The sequence below is a fragment of the Microbacterium sp. Kw_RZR3 genome, from assembly GCF_029222405.1.
In the GTDB taxonomy this organism is placed as follows: Bacteria; Actinomycetota; Actinomycetes; order Actinomycetales; family Microbacteriaceae; genus Microbacterium.
Map to the genome: position 1 here is coordinate 1 of NZ_JARHXC010000166.1, position 14,706 is coordinate 14,706.

Here is a 14,706-nt window from a genome sequence, read left to right on the forward strand (position 1 = left end):
CGTGGATCAAGGGGCGGGCCGGGTGGTCGGCTCTCGCGGCGCTGCCGGCCGATCCTGCGGCGCGTGCCGCCCTCGACAGCCTGGGCCGCCTCGGACGGTCCGGACCGGGTGCGTTCCTCTCCGACGAATGGATGCCGCTCTCCGCGGTCCCGCCGCACTCGCTGTGGATGCAGCTCGACGCGGTCCGCGCGGCCGGCGTCCCGATCGTCTCCGGTTCCGGCGTGCACCACCCGGTGGAGATCCCCGCCGAGCCCGTCCGCGCCGCTGTCGCGCTCGAGCGACGCGGGTCGAGCCTGCAGATGCGCGGCATCGTTGAGGGCGTCGCCGAAGAGGTCGCTTCGCTGTCGTCCTGGGTCGTGGGCGACCCGGCCGTCGCCGTCGCCTTCGTCGCCGATCGCGACGGCGCCGACGAAAGGATCACCCTCGCGCGACTGTCGACCCCGGCGGCCGCACCCGTGCGCGGACTCCTCGCCCGCCCGAACGCGCTCACCATCGACGCGGCGAGCGCCGACACCTTCCTGGCCGACTACCTGCCGCGCCTCCAGCTCGATGCGCCCGTCGTGTCCCCACGTGGCACCGTCGAGGTGCCCGCCGCTCCTCTGCCGGTACTCGAACTCATCGTCGACCACCAGGGCGACGGGGCATCGATCGCGGCGCGGTGGGATCGCTCAACCACGCGCGGACGCCACCACCCCGAGCACGAGAGCGCTGTGTGGGCGACCGCTTCCGCCGTCGCCTCCGATGCGCGGATCACCCTCCCGGAGCCGTACCCGTCGGGAACGACGCCTCCGAGGCCGCTCGTTCCGGCGGCGGCGGCGATCCTCTCCGTCGAGGTGCTGCCGCGCCTTCGCGACGTCGATCATGTGCGCGTGCTCGTCACCGGCGCGGGGCGGGACTACCGCGCGGCACCCGAGGCTCCGGTCGTGGAACTGAGCACCTCCGCCGACGACGGCAGTGACTGGTTCGATCTTCACGCGCGAGTCAGCGTCGGCGACGTCGAGGTCGACTTCACCGACCTGTACACGGCCTTGGCGCTCGGCGACAGGGTGCTCTTCCTCGGCGATGGGGAGTACGTCCGTCTCGACACCCCCGAGTTCGCGCGCTTGCGTGCGGTCATCGATGAGGCCCGGACGCTCGCCGACCGGCCGGAGTCGCAGCTGAAGCTGAACAGGTACAACGTCGGTCTGTGGGATGACCTGTCGGAGCTGGGCATGATCGCCGCGCAAGAGGCCGAGTGGTGGCTGCGGGTGAGGGGGCTCACCGACGATGCAGCGCTCGAGACTGTCGATCCGCCGGCGGGTCTTCGCGCGACCCTGCGCGACTACCAGCGTGCGGGCCTCGACTGGCTCCACTTCCTGCGCACACAGGGACTCGGCGGCATCCTGGCCGACGACATGGGTCTCGGCAAGACGGTGCAGACGATCGCCATGATGGAGGCGGCACGCGGGGCGGATCCGACCATGGCGCCGTTCCTCATCGTCGCTCCGACGAGCGTCGTCGGAAACTGGGCCCGGGAGTGCGCGACGTTCGCGCCGGGGCTCGACGTGCGCGTCGTCACGGCGACGCAGGCGCGGCGCGCGACGAGCATCCAAGAGACGGCCGCCGGGGCGCACGTCGTCGTCACGAGCTATGCATTGTTCCGACTCGAGCAAGAGCAGTACGCCGAGGTCGACTGGTCCGGGCTGGTGCTCGACGAGGCGCAGCAGATCAAGAACCCTGCCTCCCGCGGGTATCGCGCCGCGCGGGCGCTTTCCGTCCCCTTCACGCTGGTCATCACGGGCACCCCGATGGAGAACAACCTTCTCGAGCTGTGGGCCCTCATGTCGCTCGTTGCGCCGGGACTCCTCGGGACGCGCGAATCCTTCACGACCCTCTATCGGACGCCGATCGAGAAGCACTCCGACGCCGCGCGCCTCGACCTCCTGCGTCGCCGGATCCGGCCGTTCCTGCTGCGGCGCACGAAGGATCTCGTCGCGTCGGAGCTTCCGCCGAAGCAGGAGACGATCATCGAGGTCTCCCTCCACCCGACGCACCGCAAGCTCTATGACCGGCGCTTCCACCGGGAGCGGCAGCGTCTGCTCGGGCTGCTCGACGACGCCAAGGGGAACAGCTTCGCGATCTTCCGATCGCTGACGATGCTGCGGCAGCTGGCACTCGATCCCGCCCTGGTCGACGAGGGAGAAGCCCCGTCCGCGAAACTCGACGCCCTGGAGGAGTTGTTGGTCGAGGCCGCCGCCGAGGGGCACCGCGTCCTGGTCCTGAGCCAGTTCACGCGTTTCCTCCGCGCCGCCCGGGAGCGCTGCACCGAGGCGGGACTCGCCTCGGGATATCTCGACGGCACGACCACGAACCGGCAGGCGGAGATCGATCGGTTCCGTGAGGGTGACGACCCCGCCTTCTTCGTGTCGTTGAAAGCGGGGGGCGTCGGGCTCAATCTGGTCGAGGCCGACTACGTGGTGCTGCTCGACCCGTGGTGGAACCCCGCCGTCGAAGACCAGGCGATCGATCGCGCGCACCGGATCGGGCAGACGCGTCCGGTGATCGTCTACCGCCTCGTCGCGGCCGAGACCGTCGAAGAGAAGGTGGTCGCGTTGCGCGAGGCGAAGGCCGAGCTGTTCTCGCGCGTCCTCGACGGCGGCAGCGACGAGGGCGGCACGTTCGCGGGAGGACCGCGCCTGACCGCCGACGACATCCGGAGTCTGCTGGACTGACGTCCTGCGATGCCCGTTCACCGTGGGGATGGTCCGATCGACGGCCCCGGATGGCTGCCGCCGGACTCTCGCATCGACGCGCGTCTGGCCGATGTCGGAGGTCGGGTCTACCGTGTGGCTATGTCCGCCGAACCGTCTCCCGTCGCCGTCGTCGCCGGCACCCCCGCGGGGGGAAACCGCACCTTCCTCGCGGTTCTCGTCAACACCGCGGCGGCCAACGTCACGACGAGCTTCCTGTGGTTCGCCCTCACCTTCTGGGTCTACATCGAGACGCGTTCGGTCCTGGCCACCGGCATCGTCGGCGGCGCTTACATGCTTCTCCTCGCCGTGTTCGCGATGGTCTTCGGGTCGATCGTCGACCGACACCGGAAGCACCGCGTCATGGTGTTCTCCGGGCTCGTCACCCTCACGGCATTCCTCGTCGCCGGCGCGCTCTGGCTGGCTTTCCCCGAGTCGGCCCTGCTCGATCTCGGCGGACCGTGGTTCTGGGTGTTCTCCGCGGTCATCCTCGCGGGCGCTGTCGTCGAGAACATGCGGAACATCGCCCTGTCCACCACCGTGACCCTTCTCGTCCCGGTCGAGCGTCACGCCAACGCGAACGGTCTCGTCGGGACGGTCCAAGGCTTGGCGTTCGTGGTCACGAGCGTCTTCAGCGGCCTGTCCGTCGGGTTCCTCGGCATGGGCGGCACGCTGGCCATCGCGATCGGGCTCACGCTCGCGGCGCTCGTGCACCTGCTCACCATCCGCATCGCCGAAGAGAAGCCGGCGGCAGGCGCTGAACCGGGGCCGATCGTCGATCTGCGTGGAGCGTGGCGCGCCGTCCGCGCCGCGCCCGGGCTCATCGCGCTCATCATCTTCTCGACCTTCAACAACCTCATCGGCGGCGTCTACATGGCACTGATGGACCCGTACGGGCTCGATCTCTACCGATGGGAGATCGACGGACGGGTCTACAACGCCGAAATCTGGGGCGTCGTGCTCGCGATCAGCGCGACGGGCTTCATCGTCGGGGGCGGCCTCGTCGCGAAGTTCGGCCTCGGTCGCAATCCCATCAGAACGATGCTGTGGGTCGTCATCGGGATGGGCGTGCTCGGGGCGATCTTCACCCTGCGGGAATGGGGGTGGCTCTTCGCGGTGGGGATCTGGGTCTACATGGCGCTCATCCCGATCGTCGAGTCCGCCGAGCAGACCGTCATCCAGAAGGTCGTGCCCTTCGCCACCCAGGGACGGGTGTTCGGATTCGCCGCCGCCGCCGAGTCGGCCGCGGCGCCGGTGACGTCGTTTCTGATCGCGCCGACCGCGGCGTTCGCGATCATCCCCTACATGAACGGCGACACGGGGAAGGCCACGTGGGGCTGGCTGCTCGGCGACGGCCAGTCCCGCGGCATCGCGCTCGTCTTCGTCTTCGCGGGTCTGTTCATGGTGGTCGCGGCTTCTCTGGCGTTCCTCACCCGCTCGTACCGCACGCTCTCTCGTCAGTACCGCACGGCCGAGGTGAACGCCGAGGTCGTCGAGGCAGGTGTTCCGGATGCCGAGGGCACCACGGTGTCCGCGCCCACGCGGCTGGGGGCCGACGTCGAGGTCGCCCCGAGCGGTCCTCCGCCCGAGGAGCAGCGAACGATCGACACCACCGCTGGCCACGCTGTCCGTGCCGACGGACACGAGGGCTCGAGGATCGCCCCCGCCCCATCGAATGGCGGGCGCGACTGAGGGGGCGCCAGCCGTCTGCCCGAAGACAACACCTGCGCTCTCGACGATGCGTCTCGGTTCAGGCCAGGCGGGTGCGCCCGCCCGGCGGGATCAGTCCGCCCCCTCGATCCCGATCACCACGTCGTTCAGCACGGCGGCTTCGTCGTCCCACAGAGCCAGGAACGAGGCGGCCAGAGCGTCCTCGAGGCCGGCGAGGCTCTTCACCCGGAAGATGACGGCCGCCGCCGTGGGTTCCCGCCCCGCGTCGCGCGCGTCTTTCGCGTAGCCCTGACCGACCGCGCGAACCCACGTCTCCGAGGCGGCCTTCACCGTCGCGTAGTTGGCACCGCCCGCGAGGGGGCGCGCGACCGAGGTCGAAGAGACGATCGCCAGGCGCCCGGCATCCGAGGTTCTGAGGTCGTCGTCGAAGGCGCGGCTCACGTGTCGCAGTGCCGTGAGAGACCGCAAGAGGAATGCGAAGTCGTCGTCGCTCTGGCCTGCGAGTCCGCCGCCTCCGCGCCAACCGCCGACGAGGTGCAGAAGACCGTCGATCCGGCCGTGCGCCGAATGCACGTGATCACGGAGCGCGTCGACCGCGTCGGAATCCGTGAGGTCGCAGCGTCGAACCGAGACGCCGGGGATCTCAGCCGCGACCGAAGCGAGGCGCTCGTCGTCGCTGCCGACGACCACCACGCGAGCCCCGGCATCGAGCAGCAACCGGGCGGCGGAGCGCCCCGCAGCGCTCGTGCCGCCCGCCAGGAGCACCAGTCGGTCCCGCACGCCTTCGTCCATGGCCACCACGTCGGTCATCGTCGCCCCCTCCTCCAGTGTGTCCCGACGCGCGCGCCACGTCGAGACCGTTCGCGCCCACCCTCGTCGAGTGGCCAAGAAACGCCGTATCGCCGCGGGCGGCTACGGCGTGTTCTGGACACTCGACGGGGGGAGCCCGCCGCGGGAGCGCGCGCGGCGTCTCAGTCGGTGCCGCGGATTCCCTCGGTCGAGGCGATCACGGGGCGCATCTTCTTCTCGAGCGCCTCGAAGAACATCGACAGCGGGAACTCGTCGTCGAGCACGGCGTCGGTGTACCCCTTCGGCAGGCCCGCGAGCACGTCGTCGGGCAGACCGCGCGCCCAGACCGACGCGGGGTGCGGGGTGACGACCGAGCGCACCAGGTCGTAGGCGGCGAGCCAGTGCGCCGTCTTCGGGCGGTCGATGGAGCGCCAGTACAGCTCGTCGATCGCGTCCGCGAGGGCGATCACCGCGGCGGGGACCTCGTCCCAGTCGAAGGCGAGCGACGTGTCGGTCCAGTGCAGCACACGGCGCTGGTGCAGCCACGCGAACAGCAACTGGCCGCCGAGGCCGTCGTAGTTGCGCACCCGCGACCCGGTGATCGCGAAGCGGAAAATGCGGTCGAAGATCACCGCGTACTGCACGAGCCCGGCGTGTTCGAGCATGGCCTGCTCCGCGGCATCCAGCTCCGATCCCTGAGCCTGTCGAGCCGACAGGCGGGCCTGCAACGCGACGCATTCGCGGAACGCGGTGAGGTCGCACCGCAGCTCCTCGAGCGAGTACAGGAAGAACGGCATGCGCTGCTTGATCATGAACGGATCGAACGGAAGGTCGCCGCGCATGTGCGTGCGGTCGTGGATGAGGTCCCACATGACGAACGTCTGCTCGGTGAGCGACTGGTCGTCGAGCATGCGAGCGGCGGCCGCGGGGAGCTCGAGCTTCGTGATCTCGGCGGCGGCGCGGGTCACGCGGCGGTAGCGGGCGGCCTCGCGGTCCTGGAAGATCGCGCCCCACGTGAACGTCGGGATCTCGCGCATCGCGACCGTCTCGGGGAACAGGACCGCCGAGTTGGTGTCGTATCCGGGGGTGAAATCGATCAGGCGCAGCGAAACGAACAGCCGGTTGGTGTACTCGGTCTCGAGCCGGGCGATGAAGTCGGGCCAGATGGCCTCGACAAGGACCGCCTCCAGGTGTCGATCACGCGAACCGTTCTGGGTGTACATCGGGAAGATGACGAGATGACGGATGCCGTCGACCCGGTGCTCCTGGGGCTGGAAGGCCACGAGCGAGTCGAGGAAATCGGGCACGCCGAGCCCGGCGTCGCGCCAGCGCTGGAAGTCCGCGATCGAGGCTTCGAGGTAGGCGGTGTCGTGCGGGAAGAGGGGCGCGAGAGTCTCGACCGCCTCGACGATGTCGTCGAGGAGCGGGGCGGCGGCTGCCGCATCCGCGATCGACCCGTCGCTCGCCTGCAGACCCTGCAGTGCGACGGTCGCGTTCTTCAGCTGCGCCCACGCCGGAGTGAGCTCGACCTCGGCGACGGTGCGGCCGTCGAGCAACTCGTGCGAGGCGCGGGAAGGCGTCGCGATGGTCATGGCATCCTCCGTTCAGCGGAAATATTCCTGTCGATCCGTCATGCTAACGGTAAACTTACGCATGGCACCAGGGGAGTGTCGCGGCATCCTGATACTGTCGACGCCATGACCGAGGCTTCTGCCCGCCCCGCGCGCCTCGATGACGCCGTCGATGCGGCGATCGTCCGCGAGATCTCCCTCGATGCGCGCGCGACGCTGTCGCACCTGTCGGAACGGGTCGGCCTGTCCGTCTCCGCCGTGCAGTCGCGACTGCGTCGGCTCGAAGCGCGCGGGATCGTGAGGGGTTATCGGCCCGTCCTGGATGCCGAGGCGCTCGGCCGCCCTCTCGCGGCCTTCGTCGAGATCACGCCGCTCGACCCCGCGCAGCCCGACAACGCGCCCGAGCTGCTGGCGCACCTCACCGCGATCGAGGCATGCCATTCGATCGCGGGAGACGCGGCGTACATGTTGTTCGTCCGTGTGCCGACCCCGCGCGACCTCGAGGAGCTGATCCGCGACATCCGCGCGGCGGCGCACGTGAACACGCGCACGACGATCGTGCTCCAGACCTTCTTCGAGGCGCGGCCGATCGAACCGGCCGATTTCCCGGCCTGACTTCTCCTCCCCAGACGCCTTCCCCGGGGCGGCGTCCACGAATACATCCCGGGACGGATGCCACGCCTCCCGCGGGTCTGTAGCGTTGCCGCGATGCTCTCCCTCCGCCCGCTGCGCCGATACCAACTGGTGACCGACCTCGTCCTCGCCGGCTTCTTCGGGCTGCTCGCTCTCGCGCTCGAACTCGCGTCGACCGAACCCTCTGTCCTCGAGAACCTCGGGGTGAGCGTCATGGTCGTCGCGTTCACCGGGGCCGTCGCTCTGCGGCGATTGAACCCCGGGCTCGCCCTCTCGCTGGCTTGGGTGGGTGCCCTCCTGCAGATGGGCCTGGGGCGAGAACCTTCGCCGACCGACATGGCCATTTTCGCGGTGCTCTACACGACCGCGGCCTACGGTTCCCGTCGGGTCTTCTGGACCGGCTTCGCCTCGGCCGTCGCAGGTGCCGTCCTGGTCACGCTGTACCTGGTCGTCCGCAGGCTGACGTCGCCCGTCCAGCCGAACGACGTGTTCGCGATCTTCGCCATTCTTCTGGCTGCGGCGTTCGCGCTCCTGCTCGCGTGGGTGACGGGAGCTCTGGTGCGAACGGCGATGCGCGCGGCGGAGAACAGTCGCGCCCAGCGCCTCGCCGAAGCCGAGACCATCGCGGAGCAGCAGCGCGTGCGCATCGCGCGCGACATGCACGATGTCGTCGCGCACTCGCTGGCCGTCGTGATCGCGCAAGCGGACGGGGCGCGGTATGCCGCAGCCGCCGACCCGGACGCCGCTACGGCGGCTCTCGCCACGATCTCGACGACCGCTCGAGCCGCTTTGACCGACGTGCGTCAACTGCTCACTCAACTGCGCCATACGCAGGCGGAGGGGCCGCAGCCTCGGCTCACCGATCTCGACGCTCTGTACGCGCACGTGCGCGCCGCGGGTGTCGAACTCTCGGTCGATGTCGATCCGGCGCCCCCCGGAGAACCGCCGGCGGCCATCCAGCTCGCGGTGTACCGCATCCTGCAGGAAGCTCTGACGAACGCGCTTCGCCACGGCGTCGACCGTCACGTCGACGTGCATCTCGGGTGGTTGCCCGATCGCGTCGAACTGACGGTCCGTAACGCCCGAGCGGACGGCCCGTCGCAGCCGTCGGGCGGACACGGTCTCATCGGGATGCGCGAGCGCGCGCAGCTCGTCGGCGGCCGCTTGACCGCTGAGCCGCAGGGGCGCTTCTTCGTCGTCCGAGCGACGCTGCCCGTCGGGGCGCCGCAGTGAGCCCCGTACCCGACCAACAGCCGAGAGGAACCGACCGAGTGAGCACCACCCCCGTACGTATCGTTCTCGTCGACGATCAGGCGCTGTTCCGCGCCGGGATCCGGATGGTGATCGACTCGCAGCCCGACCTCGAGGTCGTCGGCGAAGCGTCCGATGGTCGTGAGGGCGTCGAGATGGTCCGCTCGATGCGTCCCGATCTCGTGCTCATGGACGTGCGCATGCCGGTCATGGACGGGCTCGCGGCGACGGCGGAGATCCTCCGCGATCCCGGCGCGCCCCGCGTGGTCGTGCTCACGACCTTCGACCTCGACGAGGCCGCCGCCCGCGCGATCCAGGGTGGCGCCAGCGGCTTCCTTCTCAAGGACTCCGAGCCCGAGTTCCTCCTGTCCGCCATCCGAACGGTCCACGCCGGCTCAGCCGTCATCGCGGCGGAGGCGACCCGCGAACTCTTCGCCCACATCGCCGAGAACGGCACCGCCGAGCCCGTGCCGCACAGTTACAGCGACCTGACCGATCGCGAACGCGAGATCTTCGTCCTCGCGGCGGCCGGCCTCAGCAACAGCGAGATCGCGGCGCAGGAGTTCCTCTCGGAGGCGACGGTCAAGACGCACATCAGCCGCATCCTCTCCAAACTGGCGCTGCGTGATCGCGTCCAGTTGGTCGTCTTCGCCTATCGGCACGGCCTGGTCTGAGCGGCAGCGCGTCCGGGCGCGTGCCCACGTCAGGCGTTGTCGTCGCTCGACTCTGGGTCGTAGGTCCACGTCGGGGCGAGAGCCCGGATGCGGCCCTCGCGCCACTGCCACATCGCCCACAGCCCCGGCCACAGCACGGGGGCGGCGGATCCGCCGATCGTGAGGCGCTCACGCCACAGCGTCCGCCCGGGCTGACCGGGAGCCGCCGATACCGCCATCTGGTGATCCCAGACGTCGAGGGCGGCGAGGGGACCGGTCAACGGCACCCCCCAGTCGCGGAACACCCGCACCCGACCGTTCCCGTCCGTGGTCTCGCGATCGGCAACCGAGATCAGCTGACGCCCGAGGGGCAGGGCGCCGGCCAAGCTCATCTGCACCGGGACGTCGTCTCCGGATGAGAACGAGGTCGGCATCTCACCGAGCGCTTCGACGTCGAGGAGCGGCCCGTACAGCTCCGCGACGGCGCGCGGGGAGTGGAGCGCTCGCCACGCGGCATCCGGATCGCAATCGATCACGAACTTCAACAGAATGCGCATGCAGCGAATTCTGCCGCACCGCCGGTGAGCGGCACCCGGGTTGACGCGGTGGGCGCGCGCACCCGGCTTAGGCTCGGGGGATGCCGAACGACCCCACCCCGCACGCCCAAGCGAACTACCAGGTGCGTCTCGACTGGGGCCGGCCGGGCCTCGGCCGCCTCGCCCCCGCCGACGTGGTGATCCTGGTGCAGACACTCGGCCTCTCGGCCGACGCGCTCGCCGCCATCGAGACGGGGTCGATCTTGCCCGTCGAGGGGCTCCCGACCGCCGCGCTGGTGCGCGCCGCGGCCGGAGACGCCGGGGACGTTCTCGTCGGCGGCATCCGGAACGCGCGTGCCGTGGCCGACCGCGTGCTCGAGATCCAGACGGCGCGCGCAGCGCGGACGAGCATCTCCCTCATCGCGGTCGGGTACCCCGACGGTCGGGATGCCGAGACCCTCCGCTTCGCGGTCGATGACCTCCTGGGGTCAGGGGCCGTGATCGCCGCGCTCGGCGACCTCGGCATCGACCACGCCTCGCCCGACGCGGCCCTCGCGGGCGAGGGGTATCGCGCTCTCCGCGGTGCGGCCCGTCATCTCCTCTCGGCGAGCGGCACGGGTCGGTCGCTGACCGACGCCGGGCGCGCGGATGTGGTGCAGACCGCGGCCGCGCGGGATGCGGCATCCGTCGTCCCCACCCTCATCGACGGCGCGTTCCGCGCGGGCTGAACGGTCGCGAGGCGTGGTGCGGCGTGGATTCGGAGATGGGGCGTGGATTCGGATGAAGCGCGGGATTTCGTCCGAATCTGCGACGCAGGTCCGAATCTGCGATGCGCGTCAGCGCGGCGTCGCCGCCGCGAGGCGCGTCGCGCGGCTGATGTCGCGCCGGACCCACGACAGCGCGAAGCGCGGGTCGAAGTGCGGTGCGCATTTCGCGCACGACGTCGGCCGCGTCGCGCGGCGGTGCCGGTAGGCGACGTGCCCCGCGGGGCACGTACCGACCCACGGGGCGAGTTCGTTGGCGGTCTCGCCGGCGTGGGTCGTTCCGCCGACGTAGCCGAGCTCTCGGGCGGTGCGCTTCCACACCGGACCGTGCCCGGCCGCGCCGCCCGCGATGGCGTGCGCGACCTCGTGCAGCAGCGTCTGGTGGTTGGTGTCGTCGTCGTAGCGGGCGGCGAGGTAACGCGACACGCTGATGCGCTTGCGGGTGTAGTCGCAGAGCCCCGCGCGGCGCTTGGCGTTGTCGAAACCGAAGGTCCATGACGCGTCGAGGTGCAGGGCGATCAGCGCCTCTGCCCAGGTGCGCACGCGCTGCAGTTCGGACATGACCGGAAGACTAAGCGAGGGCTACGACATTCAGCTCGCGACGACCTCGCGCGAACGCCGACGGTCGGCGGCGTCGATCGCGAGCAGCGTCGACTCGAGCTGCGCGTCGGTGGCTCCGGCGTTCTGGCGCAGGAACAGCGCACGCTTGAAGTCGCGACGGGCGCTGTCGTAGTCGCCCTCGTCGTAGTGCACCTTGCCGCGGTGCTGCAGGGCGAAGGCGGCGATGCTCGCCCAGTTCTGCCCCTCGGCTTCCTCGGCGCACATCGTCAGCTCCTGCTCGGCGGCGGCATAGGCGCCGCGGCACTGCATGATCGTCGCGTGCAGGATGCGGGCGCGCAGAAGGTCGCGGCGGGTGCCTGCCATGCGGGCGACGCGCACCGACTGCTCCGAGATCGCGAGGGCCTCGTCGAACCGGTCGAGCACCTTGAGCAGCCACACGCGCTCGAGCAGGGCGGGGAGGCTGCGCTGCGAGCCGATCTCGTCGAGACGCTCCGCGCACTCACGAGAGTCAGTGATCTCGCGCAATGTGTCGGGGTCATACCCGCGGATATAGCTCACCGTCGCTCCTCCCGAATGGCCGATGGTCTCCAGTCTGCGTCGCGAAGGCCGATGTGCCCAGCCGCCACGCGGTCAGCGCTCGAAGACCGCCCCGCGGTCAGCGTTCGAAGAGGGATGCCGAGGGCTTGGGAGACGGTGTGGCGTCGGCATCCGTCGCCGGACGCGCACCGCGGACGAACTCCTCGATCTCGGCCCCCTGCGACACCTTCGCGGGGTGCGGGCCGGCGGCCATGAGGCGTGGCAGCCACTCGACGGGAAGGCGAGCCGCCGAGGCGGCGATCACGAGGTTGCCGAACCGGCGGCCCTTCAGCACCTGCACCTCGGCGAGGAGGATCACCTCGGGGAGCACCTCGCGCACCGTCGCGACCTGACGTCGCGCGAACGCGAGGCCGGGGCCGTCGGAGACGTTGACGAGGAGTACGCCATCGGGTGCGAGCAGGCGTGCGGCCTCGCGATAGAACTCCACCGTCGTCAGGTGCGCGGGCGTCTGCGCCCCCGAGTACACGTCGCTGACGAGGAGATCCACGGCGCCGGTGAGGCCGGCGGGAAGCCGCGAGAGGCCCGCGCGCGCGTCACCGATCCGCACGCGCACCGCGGCTCCGCGGGGGAGGGGGAGGTTCTCGCGAACGAGGTCCCACAGCTTCGGCTCGAGCTCGATCACCTGCTGCCGCGAGCCCGGCCGTGTGGCTTCGACGTACCGGGGGAGGGTCAGGGCCCCCGCACCCAGGTGCACAGCGGTCAGCGGCTGTCCCGGCATCCGGAGTCGATCGATGACCGCGCCCATGCGGGCGATGTACTCGAAGTGCAGGTGCGTGGGGTCGTCGAGGTCGACGTGCGACTGCGGGGTGCCGTCGACCACGAGCTCGAAGCCCGAGACGAAGCCCGACGGCGAGACGCGCGCGATCGAGCCGTCCGACAGTCGTGCGGTGGGGGCGTCGTCGGGTTCGATGCGCATTCGAGCCATTCCTCCACGTTAGGCCCTCGGGTCCGGGCGCTCCGGATGCCGCCGTGCCGCCCGCGGAGGCGGCGGGCGCGCGCGTTGGTGAGCGAATCGCTGCGCCGCACGTCGCCGGGCTGCGCGAAGTGGGTGTTCCGCGCCGTTTCGCTGTGGCATCCTGCCCGCCCACCCGAAACACGATCGATACACACGGGCAATGGGCAGCGGCCGTTGCGACCTGTACGGTCGGGGGAACAGCAAGCGGAGCGCGGCACGACGAAGTGACAGCGCCGTCGGGCTCCTCCTTTCCTCCCCCCGGAAGGTCACAACAAAAAATGCAAGAAAATCTCCGTACCCGCGTGCTCGCGGGAGGCGCGATCATCGCCATCGGTGCGCTCGCCCTCTCGGGCTGCACGAGCCAGCGCGACGACAACGGCGGCGGCAATGCCGGCGGCGACGTCGACTCCACCTTCGTCTTCGGCGCCTCGGGCGATCCGTCGAGCCTCGACCCCGCGTTCGCGAGCGACGGCGAGTCGTTCCGCATCTCGCGGCAGATCTTCGAGGGACTCGTCGGCGTCGAGTCGGGGACGGCCGACCCCGCGCCCATGCTCGCCGAGAGCTGGACGCAGTCCGACGACGGGCTCTCGTACACCTTCCAGCTCAAAGAGGGCGTGAAGTTCCACGACGACACCGACTTCAACGCCGACGCGGTCTGCTTCAACTTCGACCGGCAGAACAACTTCACCGGCATCGCGCAGTCCGAGAGCCTGTCCTACTACTGGGGCAAGATCATGCGCGGCTACGCCGACACGGGCACCTCCATCTACGGGGGCTGCGAAGCGACCAGCCCGACCGAGGTCACGATCACACTGACCGAGCCGTTCGCCGGCTTCATCCCGGCGCTCTCGCTCCCCGCCTTCGCGATCCAGAGCCCCACTGCCCTGCAGGAGTACCAGGCCGACGAGGTCGGCGGCACGTCCGAGGCGCCGACGCTCAGCGAGTACGCCCAGGCGCACCCCACCGGTACCGGCCCGTTCCGGTTCGACTCGTGGGAGCCGGGTGCCGAAGCGACCGTCACCGCGTTCGACGGGTACTGGGGCGAGCAGGGCCAGGTGCAGCAGGTCATCTTCCGCGTGATCGGCGACACCACCGCACGGCGTCAGGCTCTCGAGTCCGGCTCGATCGACGGCTACGACCTCGTCGCGCCGGCCGATCTCGGTGCGCTCGAGAGCGCGGGCTACATGCTCACCAACCGCGACCCGTTCAACATCCTCTACCTCGGGATGAATCAGGCCGACCCCGCGCTCGCCGACATCCGCGTGCGCCAAGCCATCGCCCACGCCATCGACAAGGAGCAGCTGGTGACCCAGGTGCTGCCCGAGGGCACCACCGTGGCATCCCAGTTCATGCCCGAGAGTGTCATCGGCTTCAACTCCGGAGTCACGACGTACGACTTCGACCAGGAGGCCGCCAAGGCCCTCCTCGCCGAGGCCGGCTTCACCGAGGCGAACCCGTTGACCCTGACCTTCAATTACCCGGTCAACATCTCGCGTCCGTACATGCCGAACCCCGAGCAGATCTTCACCAACCTGCAGTCGCAGCTGCAGGCGGTGGGGATCGTCGTCAACCCGGTGTCGAACGAGTGGGGCGAGTACCTCGACCTCATCCAGGGCGGCAGCGAGCACGGCATCCACCTGCTCGGTTGGACCGGCGACTACAACGACCCCGACAACTTCGTGGGCACGTTCTTCGGCGGGAAGTCGAACGAGTGGGGCTTCGACAACGCCCAGCTCTTCTCGGCACTCACCTCGGCCCGCGGCATCGCGACCGAGGCCGAGCAGGACCCCGCGTACCAGGCGGTGAACGAGCAGATCGCGCAGTTCCTGCCCGGTGTCCCGCTCGCGAACCCGGTGCCGACGCTCGCCTTCGCGAAGCGCGTGAAGTCGTACCCGGCCAGCCCCGTGCAGGACGAGGTCTACAACGAGATCGAACTCACCGAGTGATCCGGATGCCGTGGGCTCCGTCCCCCTCGAGGGAGTAGGGGCCCACGGCT

The 14,706-nt window shown here is 70.0% G+C and carries 13 protein-coding genes; 7 read left to right on the forward strand and 6 right to left on the reverse strand.

The features are described 5' to 3' along the window. Both P2P98_RS08710 and P2P98_RS08715 read left to right on the forward strand, forming a co-directional pair. On the forward strand, positions 1-2,711 hold a 2,711-nt coding region (locus tag P2P98_RS08710), incomplete at its 5' end, for a DEAD/DEAH box helicase (protein ID WP_275799197.1). 120 nt (positions 2,712-2,831) lie between these two features. Then, positions 2,832-4,421, forward strand: a complete 1,590-nt coding sequence (locus P2P98_RS08715; protein ID WP_275799199.1) for an MFS transporter — start codon at positions 2,832-2,834, stop codon at positions 4,419-4,421. Between the two features lie 90 nt (positions 4,422-4,511). Here P2P98_RS08715 and P2P98_RS08720 read toward each other — a convergent pair whose 3' ends face one another. Together P2P98_RS08720 and P2P98_RS08725 are read right to left on the reverse strand one after the other, a co-directional pair. Then, on the reverse strand, positions 4,512-5,210 hold the full coding sequence (locus P2P98_RS08720; RefSeq protein ID WP_275799201.1) for an SDR family oxidoreductase: 699 nt from the start codon (positions 5,208-5,210) through the stop codon (positions 4,512-4,514). A 161-nt stretch (positions 5,211-5,371) separates the two neighbouring features. Beyond that, on the reverse strand, positions 5,372-6,781 hold the full coding sequence (locus tag P2P98_RS08725) for a DUF6421 family protein (RefSeq protein WP_275799204.1): 1,410 nt from the start codon (positions 6,779-6,781) through the stop codon (positions 5,372-5,374). Between the two features lie 105 nt (positions 6,782-6,886). Between P2P98_RS08725 and P2P98_RS08730 the strand changes: the two genes are divergently transcribed. The 3 genes from P2P98_RS08730 (at position 6,887) to P2P98_RS08740 (ending at position 9,318) form a co-directional block, all read left to right on the forward strand. Continuing rightward, positions 6,887-7,375 (forward strand): Lrp/AsnC family transcriptional regulator, encoded by a 489-nt coding sequence (locus P2P98_RS08730; RefSeq protein WP_058596719.1) that lies wholly within the window; start codon positions 6,887-6,889, stop codon positions 7,373-7,375. A 93-nt stretch (positions 7,376-7,468) separates the two neighbouring features. Beyond that, the gene (locus P2P98_RS08735) at positions 7,469-8,626 is read left to right on the forward strand and encodes a histidine kinase (protein ID WP_275799207.1); all 1,158 of its coding nucleotides are present in this window, start codon (positions 7,469-7,471) and stop codon (positions 8,624-8,626) included. 38 nt (positions 8,627-8,664) lie between these two features. Then, complete coding sequence (locus tag P2P98_RS08740) at positions 8,665-9,318, forward strand: response regulator transcription factor (protein WP_275799210.1); 654 nt, start codon at positions 8,665-8,667, stop codon at positions 9,316-9,318. Between the two features lie 29 nt (positions 9,319-9,347). Here P2P98_RS08740 and P2P98_RS08745 read toward each other — a convergent pair whose 3' ends face one another. Beyond that, entirely contained in the window at positions 9,348-9,854 is a 507-nt protein-coding gene (locus tag P2P98_RS08745; protein WP_275799213.1) for a hypothetical protein, read from the reverse strand. Positions 9,855-9,934: 80 nt separating this feature from the next. Between P2P98_RS08745 and P2P98_RS08750 the strand changes: the two genes are divergently transcribed. Next, positions 9,935-10,561 (forward strand): 2-phosphosulfolactate phosphatase, encoded by a 627-nt coding sequence (locus P2P98_RS08750; protein ID WP_275799216.1) that lies wholly within the window; start codon positions 9,935-9,937, stop codon positions 10,559-10,561. 108 nt (positions 10,562-10,669) lie between these two features. Here P2P98_RS08750 and P2P98_RS08755 read toward each other — a convergent pair whose 3' ends face one another. The 3 genes from P2P98_RS08755 to P2P98_RS08765 all read right to left on the reverse strand — a co-directional run bounded on the left by P2P98_RS08755 (position 10,670) and on the right by P2P98_RS08765 (position 12,680). Further along, on the reverse strand, positions 10,670-11,158 hold the full coding sequence (locus P2P98_RS08755; RefSeq protein WP_058596723.1) for a SprT-like domain-containing protein: 489 nt from the start codon (positions 11,156-11,158) through the stop codon (positions 10,670-10,672). 30 nt (positions 11,159-11,188) lie between these two features. Further along, positions 11,189-11,716 (reverse strand): tetratricopeptide repeat protein, encoded by a 528-nt coding sequence (locus P2P98_RS08760; protein WP_058596724.1) that lies wholly within the window; start codon positions 11,714-11,716, stop codon positions 11,189-11,191. 97 nt (positions 11,717-11,813) lie between these two features. Next, a complete protein-coding gene (locus P2P98_RS08765; RefSeq protein ID WP_275799219.1) occupies positions 11,814-12,680 on the reverse strand; it encodes a fused MFS/spermidine synthase in 867 nt (288 codons plus the stop codon). Positions 12,681-12,988: 308 nt separating this feature from the next. On the opposite strand from P2P98_RS08765, the gene P2P98_RS08770 reads away from it, so the two are divergent. After that, positions 12,989-14,656, forward strand: coding sequence for an ABC transporter substrate-binding protein (locus P2P98_RS08770; RefSeq protein ID WP_275799221.1), 1,668 nt, complete (start codon positions 12,989-12,991; stop codon positions 14,654-14,656). Positions 14,657-14,706: the final 50 nt, after the last annotated feature.

Coding starts and splice junctions, on each gene's coding strand:
- P2P98_RS08770 (WP_275799221.1), top strand. CDS start 12,989: ATGCAAGAAAATCTCCGTACCCGCGTGCTCGCGGGAGGCGCGATCATC.
- P2P98_RS08750 (WP_275799216.1), top strand. CDS start 9,935: ATGCCGAACGACCCCACCCCGCACGCCCAAGCGAACTACCAGGTGCGT.
- P2P98_RS08725 (WP_275799204.1), bottom strand. CDS start 6,781: ATGACCATCGCGACGCCTTCCCGCGCCTCGCACGAGTTGCTCGACGGC.
- P2P98_RS08765 (WP_275799219.1), bottom strand. CDS start 12,680: ATGGCTCGAATGCGCATCGAACCCGACGACGCCCCCACCGCACGACTG.
- P2P98_RS08735 (WP_275799207.1), top strand. CDS start 7,469: ATGCTCTCCCTCCGCCCGCTGCGCCGATACCAACTGGTGACCGACCTC.
- P2P98_RS08745 (WP_275799213.1), bottom strand. CDS start 9,854: ATGCGCATTCTGTTGAAGTTCGTGATCGATTGCGATCCGGATGCCGCG.
- P2P98_RS08755 (WP_058596723.1), bottom strand. CDS start 11,158: ATGTCCGAACTGCAGCGCGTGCGCACCTGGGCAGAGGCGCTGATCGCC.
- P2P98_RS08715 (WP_275799199.1), top strand. CDS start 2,832: ATGTCCGCCGAACCGTCTCCCGTCGCCGTCGTCGCCGGCACCCCCGCG.
- P2P98_RS08730 (WP_058596719.1), top strand. CDS start 6,887: ATGACCGAGGCTTCTGCCCGCCCCGCGCGCCTCGATGACGCCGTCGAT.
- P2P98_RS08720 (WP_275799201.1), bottom strand. CDS start 5,210: ATGACCGACGTGGTGGCCATGGACGAAGGCGTGCGGGACCGACTGGTG.